The 17,008-nt window shown below is 56.3% G+C and carries 16 protein-coding genes and 3 pseudogenes; 17 read left to right on the top strand and 2 right to left on the bottom strand.

What is annotated here, in order from left to right:
* Positions 1 to 356 precede the first annotated feature (356 nt).
* The 15 genes and pseudogenes from H4N61_RS16240 (at position 357) to H4N61_RS16310 (ending at position 13,358) form a co-directional block, all read left to right on the top strand.
* A complete protein-coding gene (locus tag H4N61_RS16240; protein ID WP_116655198.1) occupies positions 357 to 746 on the top strand; it encodes a transposase in 390 nt (129 codons plus the stop codon).
* Positions 743 to 1,096 (top strand): IS66 family insertion sequence element accessory protein TnpB, encoded by a 354-nt coding sequence (gene tnpB / locus H4N61_RS16245; RefSeq protein WP_116655199.1) that lies wholly within the window; start codon positions 743 to 745, stop codon positions 1,094 to 1,096. The genes H4N61_RS16240 and tnpB overlap by 4 nt, the downstream gene beginning before the upstream one ends.
* Before the next feature lie 70 nt (positions 1,097 to 1,166).
* Positions 1,167 to 2,710, top strand: a pseudogene (locus H4N61_RS16250) (IS66 family transposase).
* A gap of 54 nt (positions 2,711 to 2,764) precedes the next feature.
* Complete coding sequence (locus H4N61_RS16255; RefSeq protein ID WP_169196902.1) at positions 2,765 to 3,037, top strand: hypothetical protein; 273 nt, start codon at positions 2,765 to 2,767, stop codon at positions 3,035 to 3,037.
* 590 nt (positions 3,038 to 3,627) lie between these two features.
* Positions 3,628 to 3,890, top strand: a pseudogene (locus H4N61_RS18405) (hypothetical protein).
* 264 nt (positions 3,891 to 4,154) lie between these two features.
* Positions 4,155 to 4,745, top strand: a complete 591-nt coding sequence (locus H4N61_RS16260) for a nutrient deprivation-induced protein (RefSeq protein WP_169196905.1) — start codon at positions 4,155 to 4,157, stop codon at positions 4,743 to 4,745.
* Positions 4,745 to 5,155, top strand: coding sequence for a phage holin family protein (locus H4N61_RS16265; protein WP_169196906.1), 411 nt, complete (start codon positions 4,745 to 4,747; stop codon positions 5,153 to 5,155). The genes H4N61_RS16260 and H4N61_RS16265 overlap by 1 nt, the downstream gene beginning before the upstream one ends.
* The gene (locus tag H4N61_RS16270) at positions 5,155 to 6,189 is read left to right on the top strand and encodes a DUF3618 domain-containing protein (RefSeq protein ID WP_169196907.1); all 1,035 of its coding nucleotides are present in this window, start codon (positions 5,155 to 5,157) and stop codon (positions 6,187 to 6,189) included. The genes H4N61_RS16265 and H4N61_RS16270 overlap by 1 nt, the downstream gene beginning before the upstream one ends.
* Complete coding sequence (locus H4N61_RS16275) at positions 6,186 to 6,728, top strand: SRPBCC family protein (RefSeq protein ID WP_199368615.1); 543 nt, start codon at positions 6,186 to 6,188, stop codon at positions 6,726 to 6,728. The genes H4N61_RS16270 and H4N61_RS16275 overlap by 4 nt, the downstream gene beginning before the upstream one ends.
* Entirely contained in the window at positions 6,728 to 7,903 is a 1,176-nt protein-coding gene (locus H4N61_RS16280) for a zinc-dependent alcohol dehydrogenase (protein WP_182394486.1), read from the top strand. The genes H4N61_RS16275 and H4N61_RS16280 overlap by 1 nt, the downstream gene beginning before the upstream one ends.
* A 446-nt stretch (positions 7,904 to 8,349) precedes the next feature.
* Complete coding sequence (locus tag H4N61_RS16285; RefSeq protein ID WP_182394487.1) at positions 8,350 to 8,928, top strand: hypothetical protein; 579 nt, start codon at positions 8,350 to 8,352, stop codon at positions 8,926 to 8,928.
* Positions 8,925 to 9,524 carry a hypothetical protein gene (locus H4N61_RS16290; RefSeq protein WP_182394488.1) on the top strand — a complete coding sequence of 200 codons (600 nt, stop codon included), beginning with the start codon at positions 8,925 to 8,927 and terminating at the stop codon, positions 9,522 to 9,524. The genes H4N61_RS16285 and H4N61_RS16290 overlap by 4 nt, the downstream gene beginning before the upstream one ends.
* A 1,582-nt stretch (positions 9,525 to 11,106) precedes the next feature.
* Positions 11,107 to 11,700: a cysteine hydrolase gene (locus tag H4N61_RS16300; RefSeq protein WP_169196911.1), complete on the top strand. Its 594-nt coding sequence runs from the start codon at positions 11,107 to 11,109 to the stop codon at positions 11,698 to 11,700.
* A 269-nt stretch (positions 11,701 to 11,969) separates the two neighbouring features.
* Positions 11,970 to 12,652, top strand: a pseudogene (locus tag H4N61_RS16305) (LLM class flavin-dependent oxidoreductase).
* A 10-nt stretch (positions 12,653 to 12,662) separates the two neighbouring features.
* Positions 12,663 to 13,358 carry a YetF domain-containing protein gene (locus H4N61_RS16310; RefSeq protein ID WP_182394489.1) on the top strand — a complete coding sequence of 232 codons (696 nt, stop codon included), beginning with the start codon at positions 12,663 to 12,665 and terminating at the stop codon, positions 13,356 to 13,358.
* A 30-nt stretch (positions 13,359 to 13,388) separates the two neighbouring features.
* Here the strand turns inward: H4N61_RS16310 and H4N61_RS16315 are convergent, their stop codons facing one another.
* Positions 13,389 to 13,805, bottom strand: a complete 417-nt coding sequence (locus H4N61_RS16315) for a DUF3459 domain-containing protein (RefSeq protein ID WP_182394490.1) — start codon at positions 13,803 to 13,805, stop codon at positions 13,389 to 13,391.
* 122 nt (positions 13,806 to 13,927) lie between these two features.
* A complete protein-coding gene (locus H4N61_RS16320) occupies positions 13,928 to 14,563 on the bottom strand; it encodes a hypothetical protein (protein ID WP_182394491.1) in 636 nt (211 codons plus the stop codon).
* A gap of 905 nt (positions 14,564 to 15,468) precedes the next feature.
* Here H4N61_RS16320 and H4N61_RS16325 point away from each other — a divergent pair.
* Positions 15,469 to 15,960 carry a ferritin-like domain-containing protein gene (locus H4N61_RS16325; RefSeq protein ID WP_169196913.1) on the top strand — a complete coding sequence of 164 codons (492 nt, stop codon included), beginning with the start codon at positions 15,469 to 15,471 and terminating at the stop codon, positions 15,958 to 15,960.
* Positions 15,961 to 16,623: 663 nt separating this feature from the next.
* Entirely contained in the window at positions 16,624 to 16,989 is a 366-nt protein-coding gene (locus H4N61_RS16330) for a hypothetical protein (protein WP_182394492.1), read from the top strand.
* The last annotated feature ends 19 nt before the right edge of the window (positions 16,990 to 17,008 follow it).

A 17,008-nucleotide genomic window follows, 5' to 3' on the forward strand; every position in this document is an offset into this window, starting at 1 on the left:
CACCTGAGGCAACTTAGGTGTTCTCAACATTGCGGTTCTATTGATCCATTGATAGATCAGGTCAATAGGAGCGGTGTCTGCAGGCATTGCTTCGTCGATCCCAGCCATGTTGAGTGTGCCCCCCCCGGCACAATTGCCTGACATGGTTGGGACTTCTTTGCCGAGCTACGGGCATCAAAGAGAAGAAGCTGTGAAGTCCAACCTACCGTTTTGACGCTGGAACGCCTCCGACATCGGCGCCTATGTCCGATTGTTGACACAACCAGTGCATGGTAAGCGGTGTCCTACCTCCACCTTCCATGCTGGTGTCGGCCATGAGATTGCGCACTGATTGATGTCAGTGCGGGAGTTTCTCCATGGACGCTCCAATGGAGCTTCTCACAAACAGCGCGGGACGGCGTCGCAACCGGCAATGGCCCGATGAGGTGAAGGCGCGGATTGTCGCCGAAACGCTTCGGCCAGGAGCGACTGTCGGTCAAGTTGCGCAGCGACATGGGCTGAAGGCCAACCATCTGTCGTCGTGGCGGACCCTCGCCCGGAATGGGAAGCTGGTGCTGCCGGCTCCGGAAGGCCCTGTTGAGTTTGCGAGTCTAATGGTCGCTCCGGTTGAGGAGGTGACGGCCGAGGAGCCGTCGGCGTCGGCTGGGCCAGAGATTGTGTTGGGGGCGGTGTCCATCCGCTTGGAGCCGGGTGCTCCGGCGAGCCGGATTGCCTCGGTTGTACACGCCCTGATGGCGACCTCATGATCTTTCCTTCGAACCGGGTGCGGATCGTGGTGGCGACCAAACCCATCGACTTCCGCAAAGGCCACGACAGCCTGGCCGCGTTGGTGAAGAACGAGCTGCACAAGGACCCGTTCACGGGAACGGTCTTTGTGTTCCGTGCCAAAAAGACCGACCGATTGAAGCTGCTCTACTGGGATGGCACCGGACTGGTTATGGCCTACAAGCGACTGGAAGAGCACAGCTTCACTTGGCCTGCGGTTAAGGACGGACTGATGACACTCAGCCACGCGCAGTTCGAGGCCCTGTTCTCCGGACTCGACTGGCGGCGGGTTCGGGCCGTTGCAGCCAGGGCTCCAGAAGCCGTGGAATGACTGCGGCAGGATGACTCAGGGCTTGTCTTTTTGCGGGCATGCCGGCGCCTGATCTGCTAGGGTTCTGGTCATGCTCGAGACCGCCGAACTTCCCGACGATGTTACCGCCCTCAAGGCGATGCTCGTCGCGGCGGAGGCGCGCAATCAGCGCAAGGATGAGCGGATCGCACAGCTGGAAAAGCTGGTCGCAGCGTTCAGGCAAGCGGCCTTCGGGCGCAGGTCGGAAAAGAGCGATCCGGACCAGTTCGAGCTGGCGCTGGAGGATCTGGAAACAGCCATCGCGGCAGTCCACGCCGAGGAAGATGCAGAGGATCGCGCGGCCCGGCGGTCGGCCAAACCGCGCAGCACCAATCGTGGTTCGCTCCCCAAGCACCTGCCGCGGATCGAGGAGATCATTGAGCCCGATAGCCTGATCTGTGGCTGCGGCGGCGGTCTGCACTGCATTGGCGAGGACGTCTCCGAGAAGCTCGATGTGATCCCGGCCCAGTTCCGGGTGATCGTGACCCGTCGCCCCAAATATGCCTGCCGATCCTGCACGGACGGTGTGGTGCAGGCGCCGGCGCCCGTTCGACTAATCCCTGGCGGGCTCCCAACTGAGGCCATGGTCGCCCATGTTCTGGTCAGCAAATACGCCGACCACCTTCCGCTCTATCGCCAAGCGCAGATTTACAGCCGCCAGGGTATTGATCTGGACCGCTCAACACTGGCCGATTGGGTCGGTCGGGCCGCCTTCGAGCTGCGTCCGGTCTATGACGCCCTGCTGGCGGACCTCAAACGGTCCTCAAAGCTGTTCATGGACGAAACCCGCGCTCCGGTGCTTGATCCTGGAGCCAGAAAGACCAAAACCGGATACTTCTGGGCCCTGGCCAGAGACGAGCGTCCCTGGAATGGCACCGCACCACCCGGTGTTGCCTTCACCTATGCCCCTGGCCGAGGTGGTCTTCATGCCGAACAGATATTGCAGGGCTTCGGCGGCATCCTGCAGGTGGATGGCTATGCCGGCTACAACCGGCTGGTCTCGCCCAGCCGTGTCGGCGCGGGTATCCAGCTCGCCTATTGCTGGGCCCATGCGCGCCGCAAGCTGATTGATATCACCCGCACTGGTCCTGCGCCGATCGCCCAAGAGGGGGGCGGCTCATCCGCGAACTCTACGCCATTGAGGCCGATATCCGAGGCCGGGGCCCGGATGACCGCCTCGCCGTGCGCCGGGAGCGGTCAGCTCCAGCCCTGGCGCGGATAAAAGATTGGCATGATCACCATCGCAGGCGCGTCTCGCCAAAAGCGCCGCTCGGGGAAGCATTGAGCTATATCGCCAAATACTGGGCTGGGCTCGAGTTGTTCCTGACCGATGGGCGCATTGAGCTCGACAACAATGCTGTCGAGCGGACCATCCGTCCCATCGCACTGAATCGGAAGAACGCGCTCTTTGCCGGTCATGATACCGGTGCTGAGAACTGGGCCGTCATCGCCTCGCTGATCGAAACCTGCAAGCTCAACAGCGTCGATCCCAACGCCTGGCTGGCCGCGACACTCCACGCCATCGTCACCAGACATAGGCAGAGCCGCATTAACGAACTGCTCCCGTGGAACTATCCTGCCATCGTGGGTGATTGACGCTGTTGGCTCTGGCGGCATAGTCAGAAAACCACCAGCAACGAGGCCCCTCCCATGAACGATCAAGACCACCCTAACCTGGTCACATCAGGAAAAAGCCAGCGGGTAGTGGTCGAAGGTTATGCCTTCTTGATCAATATCCATCGGCTCGAAACGGACGATACCTGGACCCTCGAGGTCGTGGACCACCACAACGACAGCCACGTCTGGGACAATCAGTTCCAGACCGACAGCGAGGCGCTTGACGCTGCCTTGAACGCACTGAACAGCGAGGGAGCCGGCGCCTTTATGCGCGGCAACAACGTCGTGCAGTTCCCGCGACCCTGAACCTAAGTGGCCGCAGAACACCGCTTACAGTGCATGGCATAGCGGCCGACTTGTTCGCGCCCGCCGTGCTCAAGTCATCGCGACGCGGATGCGCGGCTGGCGATGACCATTTTGCCCGTCACTCCCAATGCGTCAGATCGATCGAATGAGGTCTGCAGTGCAAGAACCGGCGGACGGCCTCACGAGCTGCACGCATGACGTTTTGATTGTTTCAAACTGACAAACTTCGCAGCGGGATATCGATTGTGGCGTGCATTCCGGTGGGCAACCAGCCGGTGCATTTCAGCACTTAGCCCGCCTAGCAGCGTGCTCTCAAGCCGCGAACCAAACCCGGGCGTTAACACAGCCGCAGTGTTAGGGCAGCTGCTCTCACACCAGTCAATTGAAACCACCTCGTTCTTGATCTTCGCAGAAATTGCCAGCAACCCGTCCGGCAACGATAATGCGCCATACTTTGCTGCGCTGGTCGCAAGCTCATGAAGCAGCAGCGCAACGCTCGTCGACGATCTGGGTCCGATAGAGATAGAGTCGCCCGCAAGTGTGATGCAGTCGCCCAGCCGGTATGGCTCCAACAAGGCCTCTACTTAGCCATCACCTCCATCAACAACACACTCGTCACCAAGGGCATTCTCAGTCGCGAAGAGATCGATTTGGCTCTAAGGCGCGCGGAACAATCAGCGCTCGGCGACGATAGGCTGATGGAGATATGACGCTCGCATCACGCGACGCCGTGGCCTTTCCCGCCCGCCAGCTCACGTTTGCAAACAACAGTGCATCCCAGACGGACGTTACATTTTCAGAACTAGCGAAAATGGTCGGTCAAACCAAAGGTCATTACCCTGACGAGGCGTAGCGTCGGCCTAACACTCCAAGAGGGTCGAGATCTTAGGCGCTCTGCAAGCGGTCGTCTTTGCTAAATATGCCAATGAAGGAACGGGATAGTTAGCCACCCGTTACGGCCGCAAAGCCGCAGTGCAGCGACCGCATGCGTCGGGCGCCATTCCTGCTCGCTTCGAAAAATCAAATCCTTGTGCTCCATCAAGATTCGGAACTGCTGACTGACCGCTCCATTGAGGTGACGGCCGTCAAACCACGGCCGCAGCAAGGAGCCCTTTCCATGAGCACACATGATCTCAACGGATCAAACGGGCAGCAAATCGCTCCCACCTCTCAGTTACAAGATCAGGTCAAAACAGATGCCGCGGCGCTCGCCAATCAGGCGAAACATGACCTCGACTCCATCGGCCAGCGCGCCAAAGAAGATGTTCGCAAGCTCGGAAATGACGTTGGAGAAAAGTTAACAGAGGCGACTGATCAAGTCCGATCGTTCGCTGGAGATCAAAAAGATCTTGCTGCCGGACAAATCAATGGCATTGCCGTTGCCATAAGCAAAGTCGCCAATGAGCTTACAGGTAACGACCAGCGCGTCGTCGCTCGCTATGCCCGCGATATTGCCTCTGGCCTCTCCACTGTTGGCCGCACCATCGAAGAACGCGATGTCGATGATCTTATGGGTCTCGCTCAGGACTTCGGCAGAAAGCAACCAGTTGCTTTTCTAGGTGCAGCGGTGCTCGCTGGTTTCGTCGCCAGCCGTTTTGCCCTCGCCTCAAACCTTCGCCGGACGACCAAGTCCAGCGCCGAGAGTGAGGAAGCTACCGCCTCGAACGCATCTGCGCCGGGCACCACCCAGCCCATGGGAGGCCAATAATGTCGGCAGAAAATAGGCCAATCGCCGATCTCCTCGGCGGCCTCGTGAGCGATGTCTCAACCCTTTTTCGAAAAGAAGTGCAGCTCGCAAAACTCGAGGCCAGTGAAAAAGTCTCCGAAACCATGTCCGCCGCCGGCGCCATTGTCATCGGCAGTGTGCTGGCCCTCGGCGCGCTGGGTGTTTTCCTCGCCGCAGTTGTTACGCTCTTGACCGCGGTCCTCATCTCATTGGGCTTCGATCCAATCTTTGCTAATTCCATCGCCGCAGGTGTCGTCACCTTGGTGGTCGGCATGTTGGCTTGGAACTTCATCGCCAAGGGCCTTCACGCGCTCAAAGCGAGCAATCTGAGCATGAACCGTACGGCTGCGTCACTCAGCCGAGATGCAGACATCGTCAAGGAGCGGTTGTGATGACCCAAGCTAACGACAGAAAAACAGCAGCCGAGCTGCAACGCGAAATCGACATGCAACGTAATCGCGTCGAAGACACGATTGACCAAATTCAGGAGCGCCTGTCGCCCGGTCAGATGGTCGATGAGCTTTTGGCTTACACCAAGGGTGGTGGCGGAGAGTTTGTCTCTAGTCTTCAACGCAATGTCACGGCTAATCCCGTGCCGGTCGCCCTGCTCGGCGTCAGCCTTGCTTGGCTCATGGCGAAGCCAGCCTCGGCGGGTGAAAACACCTCTTCCAACCGCGGCGACGCATATAGCGATACCGACGAGCAAAACTATCCCGTCGCTGTCATCAGTGGCACCAGTCTCCGCCGCAGCCTCCGCAAGCCTTCAGACCCTGAGGGGGAGCACTACGCAGAGTTTACCGATGATGCTGGCAAAACCTTCCGCGCCAAATCTGACGGGTCGGGCAAACGTGCCGGTCACTTCAGCGATGAGGCGGGCAATCGCTTCAAAGGCTTCACCAATGCTGCGGGCGAACGTATTGAGCATTTCCGCGACGAAGCAGGAAACCTCATCGAGGAAGCCAGTGATTGGGCCTCACACACTTGGCAGATGGCGCGCGAGCGAATGCACGATGCGCGCGACACAATGGGTACTCAGGCCAGCATGGGCAAGGCCAAGGTTGCCAATGCGAGCGACGCCATGCTCGGGCAGATGGAAAATCTCAATCACACCATCATAAACCAATTCCGCGACCAACCTCTCGTCGGTGGCGCGCTGGCATTCGCACTCGGCGCGGCCTTGGGCAGCACCCTGCCCCATACGCCGCAGGAAGATGCGCTCATGGGCGAGGCTTCGGAATCTTTAAAGAGCAACGTCGGCCACGCCGCTGCGGATTTTTACGAGCAGAGCAAGGAAAAGGCGACTGAGTTCTATGCCACCGCCACTGAAAAGGTCGGGCAGGTGTATGAGCAGGCTCGCGAAGGCGCCACCCAGCACGACACGCCTTCCTCCGCGAGCGGACCTGATCGATCAGGAGGTACTTCGTGAGCAGCGAGCAACTGGACGACGCCCCCAAACGCGCCCAACGGGACGACAAGAACGGCAATCTCGCCATTGTCGGCCGCAGCATCGTAATCAACAAACCGCGCCAGGAGCTTTTCGCGTTCTGGCGCGACTTTGCTAACCTACCCCGTTTCATGAACGCAATCGAACGGGTGGAAATCATTGATGCCAGCCGCTACCGCTGGATCGTGAAAGCCCCGATTGGCCAAGAGGTTACGCTCGAAATCGAGACCATCGATGTCGTCCAAAACCAGTCCATCGGGTGGCGCTCGACAGAGAATTCGCAGATCGACACCACCGGCAATGTTAGCTTTGCTGATGCTCCCGCTGGGCGCGGAACCGTCGTTACAGCCGACATTGCTTACAAGCCACCCGGCGGCGACATCGGGCGCCTATTCGCCAAATTGTTTCAGACCGAGCCCAACATCCAAGCGCGACACGAACTTAAGCGTTTCAAAATGCTCATGGAAACAGGTGAGATTGCCACTGGCGCCTTCCGCAAATCCGAGAATGGAGAAAGTTAATGCGCGCACTGACATGGCACGGCAATAACGACGTTCGCGTTGATACCCATCCAGATCCGGAGATTATCAACCCTCGGGATGTCATTCTCAAAGTGACTTCCACAGCCATCTGCGGTTCAGACCTTCACCTCTATGATGGCGTCATTCCAGGCATGAAATCTGGCGATATCTTGGGCCATGAGTTCATGGGCGAGGTGGTCGACATCGGCCCGAGTAGCACACTCAAAAAGGGTCAGCGTGTTGTCGTTCCCTTCACCATTTCCTGCGGCCAGTGCTTCTTCTGCCAGCAGCAGCAGTTTTCAGCTTGCGACAATGGCAATCCCGTCGCCAACCAGGACGCTTCGGAAATGCTCTATGGCCACGCCATGGGCGCAGCCTTCGGCTACTCGCATCTCACCGGCGGCTATGCTGGCGGTCAGGCCGATTACGTCCGCGTCCCGTTCTCCGACGTTGGCCCCATCGTCATTCCAGACGGCATGGAAGACGACGAAGTGCTCTTTCTCTCGGACATTCTCCCCACAGGCTGGATGGCCGCAGAGAATGCTCAAATTAAGCCCGGCGATACTGTTGCTGTATGGGGCGCTGGCCCTGTTGGGCTTTTTGCTGTCCAAAGCGCCGTTCTCATGGGCGCGGCGCAGGTCATTGTCATCGACCACTTCCCTCGCCGCTTAGAACTGGCCCAGAAATTCGGCGCTAAAATCATCAATTTCGAGGAAACCCACGTCCGCGAAGCGTTGATGGAAATGACCGGTGGCATAGGCCCTGACGCAGTTATCGACGCCGTCGGCATGGAAGCACATGGCTTTGCCCCCGATAACGTCATCGACGTCATCAAGCAGATGATCTCTCCCGGTGTCGACCGCGGCCACACCCTGCGCCAAGCCATTCTCGCTTGCCGCAAGGGCGGTCGCGTTTCCGTCCCCGGAGTCTATGGTGGTATGCTCGATAAATGGCCGCTCGGCGCGATGATGGAAAAGGGCCTTCAAATCCGTGGTGGGCAGACCCACACGCAGAAATACACCCACGATCTCCTGCGCCGCATTCAGGAAGGCGAGATCGACACCACCTTCCTCATCAGCCACCGGCTGTCGCTCGAAGAAGCCCCCAAGGGCTACAAAAACTTCCACGACAAGCAGAACGAGTGGACCAAGGTCATTCTCAAACCTGGTGCCTAGAGCTTACCCTTCTCAAAGGGCTACTCCTCGCAGATAGCCCTTTGCTCTACAACCCCACCCCGCAAATGGGGGTTACTATGGCAGGCGGTTTAGCGAGTGGAGCAATTGAACTTCGATATGGCCCGGCCGCGCTCACGATTATCACTATCGCCAGCATAATGCCAAAACCGCCACATAGACCTTAGACGCCGCCTCCGAAATCCTGGCGGGCTCGGAGACCTGTTTTCTGGCAACGGAACGGGAGAAACCAGGTTCAGGCGAGACCGCTTGGCGACCATAGAAGCCCTGCAACAAACTAACGTCCGCAACAGGGTCGTCCGCGGCCATAGGGTGGGTAGATAGTTTCCTCAGTTTCGTCCGCGTTGCATGCCAGATTGTTGTTGAGACTGGACACTGTAATTGCCTGATGCGATGGTCAAATCCAGTCTACTGCTTGGGGAAATCAATTGAAGTTCGTCATATCCGTAGCGATTGCATGCGCAATCGTTCTGATAACACTATTTGTGGGACTGGATCGCCTAAGCGCAGATCCATCTACAGAGCAACTCAATGCTGATCTCGCCGCAGTACATTCCGAGATAGCGCGAGCCGAAGCTGATCGCACCGCAGTTTCAGGTGGCGCAATCGAGAACCTCTTCACGGTAAGAATTGAAATTCTTCGGACTACGGCCGCGATGCTGGAGCAGAAGCGGTCGAGCATGCTGCGCAGAATTGATCTTGCCTACACGGTAGACGGTGAAAGAGCAGCACCGAACTCAGAGGCTGTTGCAAGTATCGAGCGCGAGATCAAGGTGGCCAGTGCGGAGCGAGATCGGATGCAGGCTGAAGCAGCAAGATATTCGGGTGGCTTGATCCAGACTATGGCTTTGTTGAACGCAGCCACGACCGAGGTATCGATAGCTCAACTCAATCAGGCCAAGTTGGCTGAGCAATATGGATTTTACTTCCGCTTTTCAGTAGAGCCTGCCGAGCCCCTGCAGCCTATTGGTCAAAGCATAGTCGACAATGATGGAGACGCCCTATGATCGCCCGACTTTACACAGTGACCATTCTCATTTTTTTGGCTCTCTCCTCAAATGCGAATGCTCAAGAGGATGCGGCCCCATTCGGTTTGAGTTGGATGGCTAGCAGCGTGGAAATTGAGGCACTCGGAGTAGCGCTAACACCAATGGATATTGCGACGTTCGGGAAGTCGTTTGCGGCTACAAATTTACCCAAGGCGCTAACGGACTTAGAAGCGGTGGTGCTGTCCTTCGGCTATGATGATCGTTTGTGGAGGGTGGCTGCGATAGGCAATGAGTTTGACAACGACAAGTACGGCTCCCAGGCCAAATCACGCTATGACCAGTTGGCCGCATCTCTGGCAAAAAGCTACGCTTTGACGAGTAGGAGTCATCGACCTTCGTCGGATAACTTTTACGGAAAGGCCGACAATTTTGCCTACGCTTTGAGCAAGAACGAGGCCTACTGGTACAGTTTATATGGTTCGCCTTCAGCAGAGATTGAACTTTCTATCGGCGCGAACCACGAGGACACCTATTGGCGGTTAGTATACTCTCACATTGAGGGGAAGTCGTCCTTTACGGACAGAAAGGCCGATGCCGAGCTGGACGCTCTTTAACTACCGGCGGCTGAGACAACCGGTAGAGCGCACTGGTGGTCAACTCCGAGGACTCTGCATGCATGAGGCAGTCTTTCAGATGCCCGACAGCCTGATCGTCGAAGAAAATTTGCGCCCAATCCAACCTCCAAGTGATAGGCGACTGCGGGCACGTGGATAGGCAAATCATCGAATGCCGATGACAGATCCGTGCTGCGCAGGAGTTGATTTCTGCCAAGAAGGTGACGAAACCGGAGCGGGCGGGATAAGGGCTCGGCTGCCAATTCGTTGGCCGAGGCGGGAAACCGGAAAAACCATCCTCGTTCCCTATGCCGCCGTGTCCGGTTGACGCGCACCGGTCTCAGGGTTGTTAATGGCTGGGGAGCCTTGCGGTTCCTGAATTTCTTCATCTTGCTGATCACAGCGATTGATGCACAGGCGAGCGCCCCCAACAAGCTGCTGATCGATCCTTATGCGCGCTGTTGGGCGACATCCAGTAGTCCTTCCGCCTATTTGGGCTAACGTTCGGACGCCGGGGACAAGGACCTTTCCTTCAACCACGAAGACAGCACTTTGGTCACCGCAAAAAGTTCGCGTCGTTGATCCCGTCGCCTACGACTGAAGCAACGACGACAAGCCTTGCATCGCTTGGGCCAATACCATTTCTTACGAAACCCACATCAAAGGGTCAGCCAGCTTTACCCTGCGATACCGGAAAACCTTCGCGGCACCTTTAAGGTTTGGCTCAACGCGAAGCATCGACTACATCTAAACTACAGATGTTACCTCGGTCGAGCTGCTGCCCCGGCAGCCCCTGCGTAGTTTAGACTTGCCCTGATAGAACCAAGTGCCAAAGCCACGCACTTCCTCGATGGGAAGGATCTAGCCCGCGAGGCCAAAAACAGGGCTATCGTTGTATTTTCGGTCTTTGCGGGAGACATATGGGCCAATATGGCCAAATTCATCGAGATAGGCGATGTGAGTCACAGAAACCCTGCCCCAGATACACGAAAACCCACGCTGGTTAGGCGCGGGTCTCGGAATTGAGAGCTACCCACGGGTGCATCTCATCGGACAATAGGTTCGGGTCCTGCATTGGGAAGGCGAATTTTTGGCACTGCAAATGCTGTTTCCACTAGATGCCTCTGCAAAGTGTGGCGAACTGCTCTCCAAGCAAAACATGCCTGCTCGCGGAGGGGCCAGCTCGCTGCTTCGACCGTGCGACATCAAAAGCTTTGATCCGGACCGATTGAGGAGCGAATGCGCCGTCACTTGGTCTTCGGGCCCAAACTACCGCGGCAGCTGCACCATGCCGGATGGCTGCTTTCAGCATCGCCATCTCTGAAAGCTGCCGGTGTAACCGACAACACCACGATGACCGCTTGCTGTTGCCATGGAATCCTAAAAAAGCCTTTGGGAATATTTGGTCATCGAAATCAGGAACCGTTGACAGATGGTAACGTCCAACTGTTTTTTCCATCCACTTAGTAGCAGAAAAGCAACTACCCTAACATATGGCCGTTAGATGGCAGGTCGTTTCTTCGAATCTGTCAGGCAAGTTGTCACATGAAGCTGCGTTCTGTTCCAAGGACCATCTTTTAAAATGGCGGAGCATGCTCGGTTAGCCCACCTTTGCGTCGACGTTCAAAACATGTTCGCGGTCGATACCGATTGGCAGACCCCATGGCTTAACCGGGTCTTGCCTTGTATCGAAGCGATCGTCGAACGTGCTCCTGCCAAAACGGTCTTCACCCGATTTATCCCGCCGTCGCGCCCGGAGGAGGAGATTGGCACTTGGCATAACTACTATCTGCGTTGGCCCGCAATGGTCAGGTCACGCCTATCGCCCTACTTGTTACAGGTGGTTCCCACACTCGCCCGTCACATGCCGCCAGCCCGTCACTTCGACAAGAACAGATATTCCCCCTGGTTATTTGGCGGCCTAGACCGGGCCCTTAGGGCCGATGGCATAGACACCCTCATCATATCCGGCGGTGAGACCGACGTCTGTGTCATGGCAACGACGCTTGGCGCAGTTGACCTCGGATACCGCACAATCCTGGTAACAGATGCGGTGTTCGGCTCTGCCAATCAAACTCATGACGCAGCGCTAACGGTGCTTCAAAGCCGCTTCGGACAGCAACTGTCGGCGTGCACCACACAAGAACTACTCGACAACTGGAAAGACATCACATGACCTTGATAGGCTACCATGCGTCTCACGAGCAGTTCTCTCCAAGCGAATTACTGGGCTTGGTTCGCGAGGCCGAGCAAGCTGGGTTCGCATGCGCGAAGTCTTCAGACCATTTTCATCCGTGGAGCGATCGCCAAGGGCAATCAGGTTTCGCTTGGTCTTGGCTTGGCGCAGCCATGCAAGCGACGGAGTTTGGATAAGGGATGATATCAGCGCCCGGATACCGCTATCATCCCGCAATACTGGCGCAGACAGCGGCCACGATCGGAGAAATGTTTCCCGACCGGCTTTGGCTGTCGGTAGGCACGGGAGAAGCGATCAACGAAGCGATTGTCGAGGAGTATTGGCCCGAAAAATCCGAGCGCAATGCGCGGCTACGAGAGTGTGTCGAGACTTTCCGTGCTTTATTGGATGGCGAGACCGTGACGCATCGGGGCGGGTGACGGTGGTTGAAGCCAAGCTCTCTACCCGGCCCCAGCGCCCCATCCCCCTGTTCGGGGGCGCGGTCACGCCAGCGACGGCAGCTTTCTGCGGACGGTGGGCGGATGGCTTGCTCACGACTGGCTGCAACATCGATGATTTGCGGCAGGTCGTCGGCGCATTTCGGGATAACGGCGGCGAGGACAAGCCTGTCGACATTCAGCATGCGTTGTCGTGGGCCGCGGATGAAGAGATTGCGATCAGAGAAGCTCTCGATCAATGGCGGGCTCCCTCTGTTGGTGGCGATGCGGCTTGGGATCTGCGCCAGCCCCAGGATTTCGACGCTGTTGCGAGAACGATGACTCTCGATCATCTCCGGAAATGCATCGCAATATCATCAGATGTCGGCAAGCATCGCGCCCATATAGAGGCTATGGCGGAGCTGAAGCCGGCAGCTATTCATCTTCATTGCGTCGGACGGAATCAGCGGGCCTTTATTAACATGGCGGCTAAGCATCTCGTAACAACAGCATAGGATGCCGAGCATGGCAGGTTTTGACTGGCAACGCATGTTCATCGGTAACGAGCCCCCATTCTTCTTTTTAGAAATCATCATCCGAACGGCGATCATCTACGCTTATACGCTAATCTTGCTGCGCTGGCTTGGCAGCAGGGCCATTGGTCAGCTCTCGACCGTGGAATTCCTATTGGTTATCGCGCTTGGATCGGCCGTTGGCGATGCGATGTTCTACCCCGACGTTCCCTTACTCCACTGCCTGCTGGTCGTCACCGCAGTGGTCCTAGCGAACAAATTCATCGACCTCGGAATCACGCGAAGCAAAGTCATTGAACACTTGATCGACGGAAAGCCCGAGCAGGCCGTTCGCGACGGCGTCATCTGTAGCTCTTTCCTTAATAGCAGCAGCCTTGGTACGAGTGAGCTTTTCCAGCAGCTTCGCGAGAAGGGCATAAGGCAGTTGGGAGAGGTGGAGCACGCCATTGTCGAAGCGAATGGCGTTTTGACCGTGTTCAAGAGCGCAAGGGCTCGACCTGGACTGCCGATCCTACCGCCGTGGGAAATAGAGCGGCCCCAAGAAGTCGACCGGAGGTCCGTCGATGCCTTACTCAGCTGCATGCAGTGTGGTCATACCTCGACGGACCGGTGCGCACCAATCTGTGCTCATTGCGACAACGATCGATGGACGAATGCGATTGCTACGGGTGGCGAACACGGCGATTGACTGCTTGGCCATTCGCGGAAGGTCACACTTCTATCGTCCACATCGCCGGCCCTCGTCGGCATATCTTTGAAGAAGAATCTGTCGCCCTTTCAACGGCGGGACGCCTTCCTGCGTCTCGTCGGCCAAGTTGGCGTACAGCCGCAAGCTTGATCCGTCGCCCGTTTTCCATGTCACGAGCACAGATTTGACGCCGAGCAATTCATATTGTCCAGCAAAGCCACTCTGTTCAAAAAGACGAGGCACTATTTCAGCTTTTCGAAGATCAATCAGCGGCTGATAATGCGTGAACCACCGCTGATGGGGACGCTTGTTCAGGTTGGACCAGTCGAGTTTGGCGGACTCCAAAGTCTTGGCGCTGGAGGGATGTGCAGCTTCTTTAACACTCGGTTTAATGGGATCTGCATGCTCTGGGCTGTTCTTTAGTTCTTCCTCACGGCCCTTGCGCACTGTCTTCCGAAGTTCGGTCGGCACATCGGAACAGATTGGGTATGGGTGGGCACTAGCCCATTCCTCCCCGTGAAAGAGCATCGGGATCTGCGGCGACAGTAGGTATATCGCGGTCAGCGCCTTTACCGCATCGCTGGTCGCCAGTTTGGTAATCCGTCACCTTTTACCCGATTGCCGACCTGGTCGTGATCCTGCATGTAAACAACAAAAGATGTCGCCGGCAGGCCTCCGCTCGGCTCGTCTCGCTTCATGCCCGCATGCGGTTTCATCTCTCCTTGGTAAGCAAACTCCTCTGCCAAGGCGCGACCGAGCATGCTCGAACGCCCTTCAAAGTCATCGAAGTCAGCATAGTAGCGCGTGTTCTCTTCCGTTGCGGCTGCATGCAGAAGATGATGAACGTCATCATTCCATTGGGCGGTGTAGTGTACCGGCTCCGCACTGCTATTCGGTCGTAGCAAAACTTCCTGATTATCCGAATTCTCGACGATCAGATGGGTATGTCTGTGTGGTGGAGAAGCACGGATCCGAGCCGCCAACAATTCAAGGATGTGGGTGGGCGTATCATCAACGATCGTGTGCACGGCGTCGAACCGCAGGCCGTCGAAGTTGATCTCTTCGCCCCTCGGACTCTTGTGCTTCGTAGTGAAGATCGGTCGAATGTCCGGCAGGTTGTTTCCGAGCGGTCCGAAATGGTTGTAGACGACATCGAATAACACCATCGATGAACGCCGGTGCGCCTCGTCGATGAATGCCTTCAAGTCCTCGGGACGCCCATAGTTAGCTGTCGGCAGCGTCGTAACACCAGTTGAATTTGCCGTAGAACTCGGCGATCGGCATGATCTGCACCGCAGTCACGCCCACATGCCACCAAGCGATCTAGCTTTCTTGCTGCGGCGGCAAATGTCCCATTTCGGTGAATGTCCTCACGTGCGTTTCGTAGATGACCGCTTATTCCCAAAGTCGCCCCGTCCATTCCGCGTCGGTCCATTTGAATGCCTGAGGTCTATCACCTCGCTATATCCGTGGATACGTTGGGGTTGATGCCGGGATGTCGGATCGGGGATCGCCCGGCCATCGGGGAGGACGTACTTGTATAGGGTTTCTGCTCCTACGCCTTCCACATCGAGTCGGTGCCAACCTTCTCCTATGGCATCAAGCTCGATCAAAGCCCACTGACCCTTTAGCTTGAGCTTCATAGTCTTGCATTTGGGGGCCCAAATCTTGAAGCCGGTGCTGCCGCCTCTGACTTCGGCACTAAAGCGCATCTTGTGGCTACGACGAACACTATCTGGGCTAGGCCGTGCATGGACGAACTCAACTGGTAGCCGATCTTGGAATGGTGCCTTGACGAACTTCGACCTTAGCGTCCAGCGAATACGAAGCAAGATCCAAAGGACTTCCAACGCCATAGTCAAAAAATACCGACTGTTTCTGATTTCTAGTAGAATTTGAACCAGAATGCAAAGTCAGCTGAATGCGTCCGCCGTGCTTTGGCGACAGCGCAATACTCTCGATGCCCGAATAATGCTAACAGGCGAGTGAGCAGCAGTCTTCGCTGCCGACAAGTGCGTTCAGTCTCCAAAAAACCGTGTTGTGTTGATCCTTGTATGGAACCCAGCGGGTGCGTCCCCGTTGGGCATCTCCCCTTGTAATGGAGAGCACAATGGCGAGTGAAAAGACCTTAGACGACTTGTTCCTTGATACGCTCAAGGACATCTACTATGCCGAAAAGCAGATCGTCAAAGCGTTGCCAAAGATGGCGAAAGCAGCGGAGTCTCAGGAGTTGGCCGCAGGCTTCCTACAGCATCAGGAAGAAAGCGAAGGCCATATCGACCGTCTAGAGCAGGTATTTGAGCTCATCGGAAAACCGGCTCGTGGCAAGACTTGCGACGCTATCCTTGGCATCCTCGAGGAAGGTAAATCGATCATGGATGAGTTTAAAGGCACAATGGCCTTGGACGCTGGTCTGGTCGCCGCTGCACAGGCCGTCGAGCACTATGAAATCGCGCGTTACGGGACCTTGAAGAGCTGGGCGAAGCAGTTGGGCTACATTGAAGCTGTCAAACTCTTTGATGCCACTCTGATCGAGGAACTCGCGACTGATAAGAAGCTCACCGAACTCGGCGAAGCGCAGGCCAACGTGAAAGCCGCCTAATCATCAGCAATGATCGGGACTGGCGATGTCAGTCCCGAATTCACGAGGCAGTTGCTTGCTCATTCTCGACCTCCGCACACTTAAAATGGTCGAACCACGCAGCATGGCCGCTACAACCTCCAAATGACAACGTTACCAAGCGACATGTGATAACATTGTCACTGAGTTTGAATGCCTATCGTTTGAACAATGATATGTAGGAGAAGCGATGGGATCGTAAGCAGTTAATGCAAGATGCGTAGCAACCGATCAGGTACTGCCTGATATTTGATGATGAGTTAGAACCAATGCCGCGAGCCGGACGCGCCATACCCCACTGGCACGTTCAGACGAAACGGTGCTTAACCCGTTTGCGCATGACCGCCAAACCAATCACTTACTGACGCTGGCTGATGACTGCTCGTGACAGATATGCTGCAGAACCGCTTCCGCCCTCATTGTGGCCTTTCAGAAGACCTATTCCGATCTCCCAAAAGCAGACATGGATTTCGATCGATGACAACGTCTCTATGGGGCTGAGTAGCCGGCATCTAGCTTTTGGCACAAACCATACGTAAGCACTCGTTTTAGTGCGTGATGGCTCTACGGCGTGTCAAAGTAATAGCGACAGCCTAGACATTGTTGGCAGCGTCAGCAGTTTCGTGTTTTCATTCGATAGGTGGAATGGCGAAGGCCGATGAAATGACGATACCCTGCCAAAATCATCGTTTCTCCTTGGAGGATTGCGAATTCGTAATTGCGACGCGCAAATTCTATCCTTCAATCAGGAATGTTGTCGTCGTTTCAGCTGCAATTGGCATGCTGACCTTTCTGGGGGGATGGGAACTTAAGTTAGAGTTGTGGGTGAATGTCCTAGCTGCCGTCGCTGCTACCGCTTTCTCTCTGTTAGCAGCTCCGTTCCTATTCCAATTTAGGTCCGGACAGTTGGCTACGGAAAACTATCTGCTTGGCAACATGACCAGCGTCATGGGCCATGTGAACTGGCTGTCCGTCGTCAGATGGTTTGGCTCAGATTGGCGCTTTGATTAGTGGAGAGAACTGCTCGTCG

It is taken from the genome of Devosia sp. MC521 (assembly GCF_014127105.1).
GTDB lineage: Bacteria > Pseudomonadota > Alphaproteobacteria > Rhizobiales > Devosiaceae > Devosia.

What these genes read in the sequence shown, in the direction of transcription:
- H4N61_RS16240 (WP_116655198.1), top strand. Translation starts at nt 357, where the DNA reads ATGGACGCTCCAATGGAGCTTCTCACAAACAGCGCGGGACGGCGTCGC.
- tnpB (WP_116655199.1), top strand. Translation starts at nt 743, where the DNA reads ATGATCTTTCCTTCGAACCGGGTGCGGATCGTGGTGGCGACCAAACCC.
- H4N61_RS16255 (WP_169196902.1), top strand. Translation starts at nt 2,765, where the DNA reads ATGAACGATCAAGACCACCCTAACCTGGTCACATCAGGAAAAAGCCAG.
- H4N61_RS16260 (WP_169196905.1), top strand. Translation starts at nt 4,155, where the DNA reads ATGAGCACACATGATCTCAACGGATCAAACGGGCAGCAAATCGCTCCC.
- H4N61_RS16265 (WP_169196906.1), top strand. Translation starts at nt 4,745, where the DNA reads ATGTCGGCAGAAAATAGGCCAATCGCCGATCTCCTCGGCGGCCTCGTG.
- H4N61_RS16270 (WP_169196907.1), top strand. Translation starts at nt 5,155, where the DNA reads ATGACCCAAGCTAACGACAGAAAAACAGCAGCCGAGCTGCAACGCGAA.
- H4N61_RS16280 (WP_182394486.1), top strand. Translation starts at nt 6,728, where the DNA reads ATGCGCGCACTGACATGGCACGGCAATAACGACGTTCGCGTTGATACC.
- H4N61_RS16290 (WP_182394488.1), top strand. Translation starts at nt 8,925, where the DNA reads ATGATCGCCCGACTTTACACAGTGACCATTCTCATTTTTTTGGCTCTC.
- H4N61_RS16300 (WP_169196911.1), top strand. Translation starts at nt 11,107, where the DNA reads ATGGCGGAGCATGCTCGGTTAGCCCACCTTTGCGTCGACGTTCAAAAC.
- H4N61_RS16310 (WP_182394489.1), top strand. Translation starts at nt 12,663, where the DNA reads ATGGCAGGTTTTGACTGGCAACGCATGTTCATCGGTAACGAGCCCCCA.
- H4N61_RS16325 (WP_169196913.1), top strand. Translation starts at nt 15,469, where the DNA reads ATGGCGAGTGAAAAGACCTTAGACGACTTGTTCCTTGATACGCTCAAG.
- H4N61_RS16330 (WP_182394492.1), top strand. Translation starts at nt 16,624, where the DNA reads ATGGCGAAGGCCGATGAAATGACGATACCCTGCCAAAATCATCGTTTC.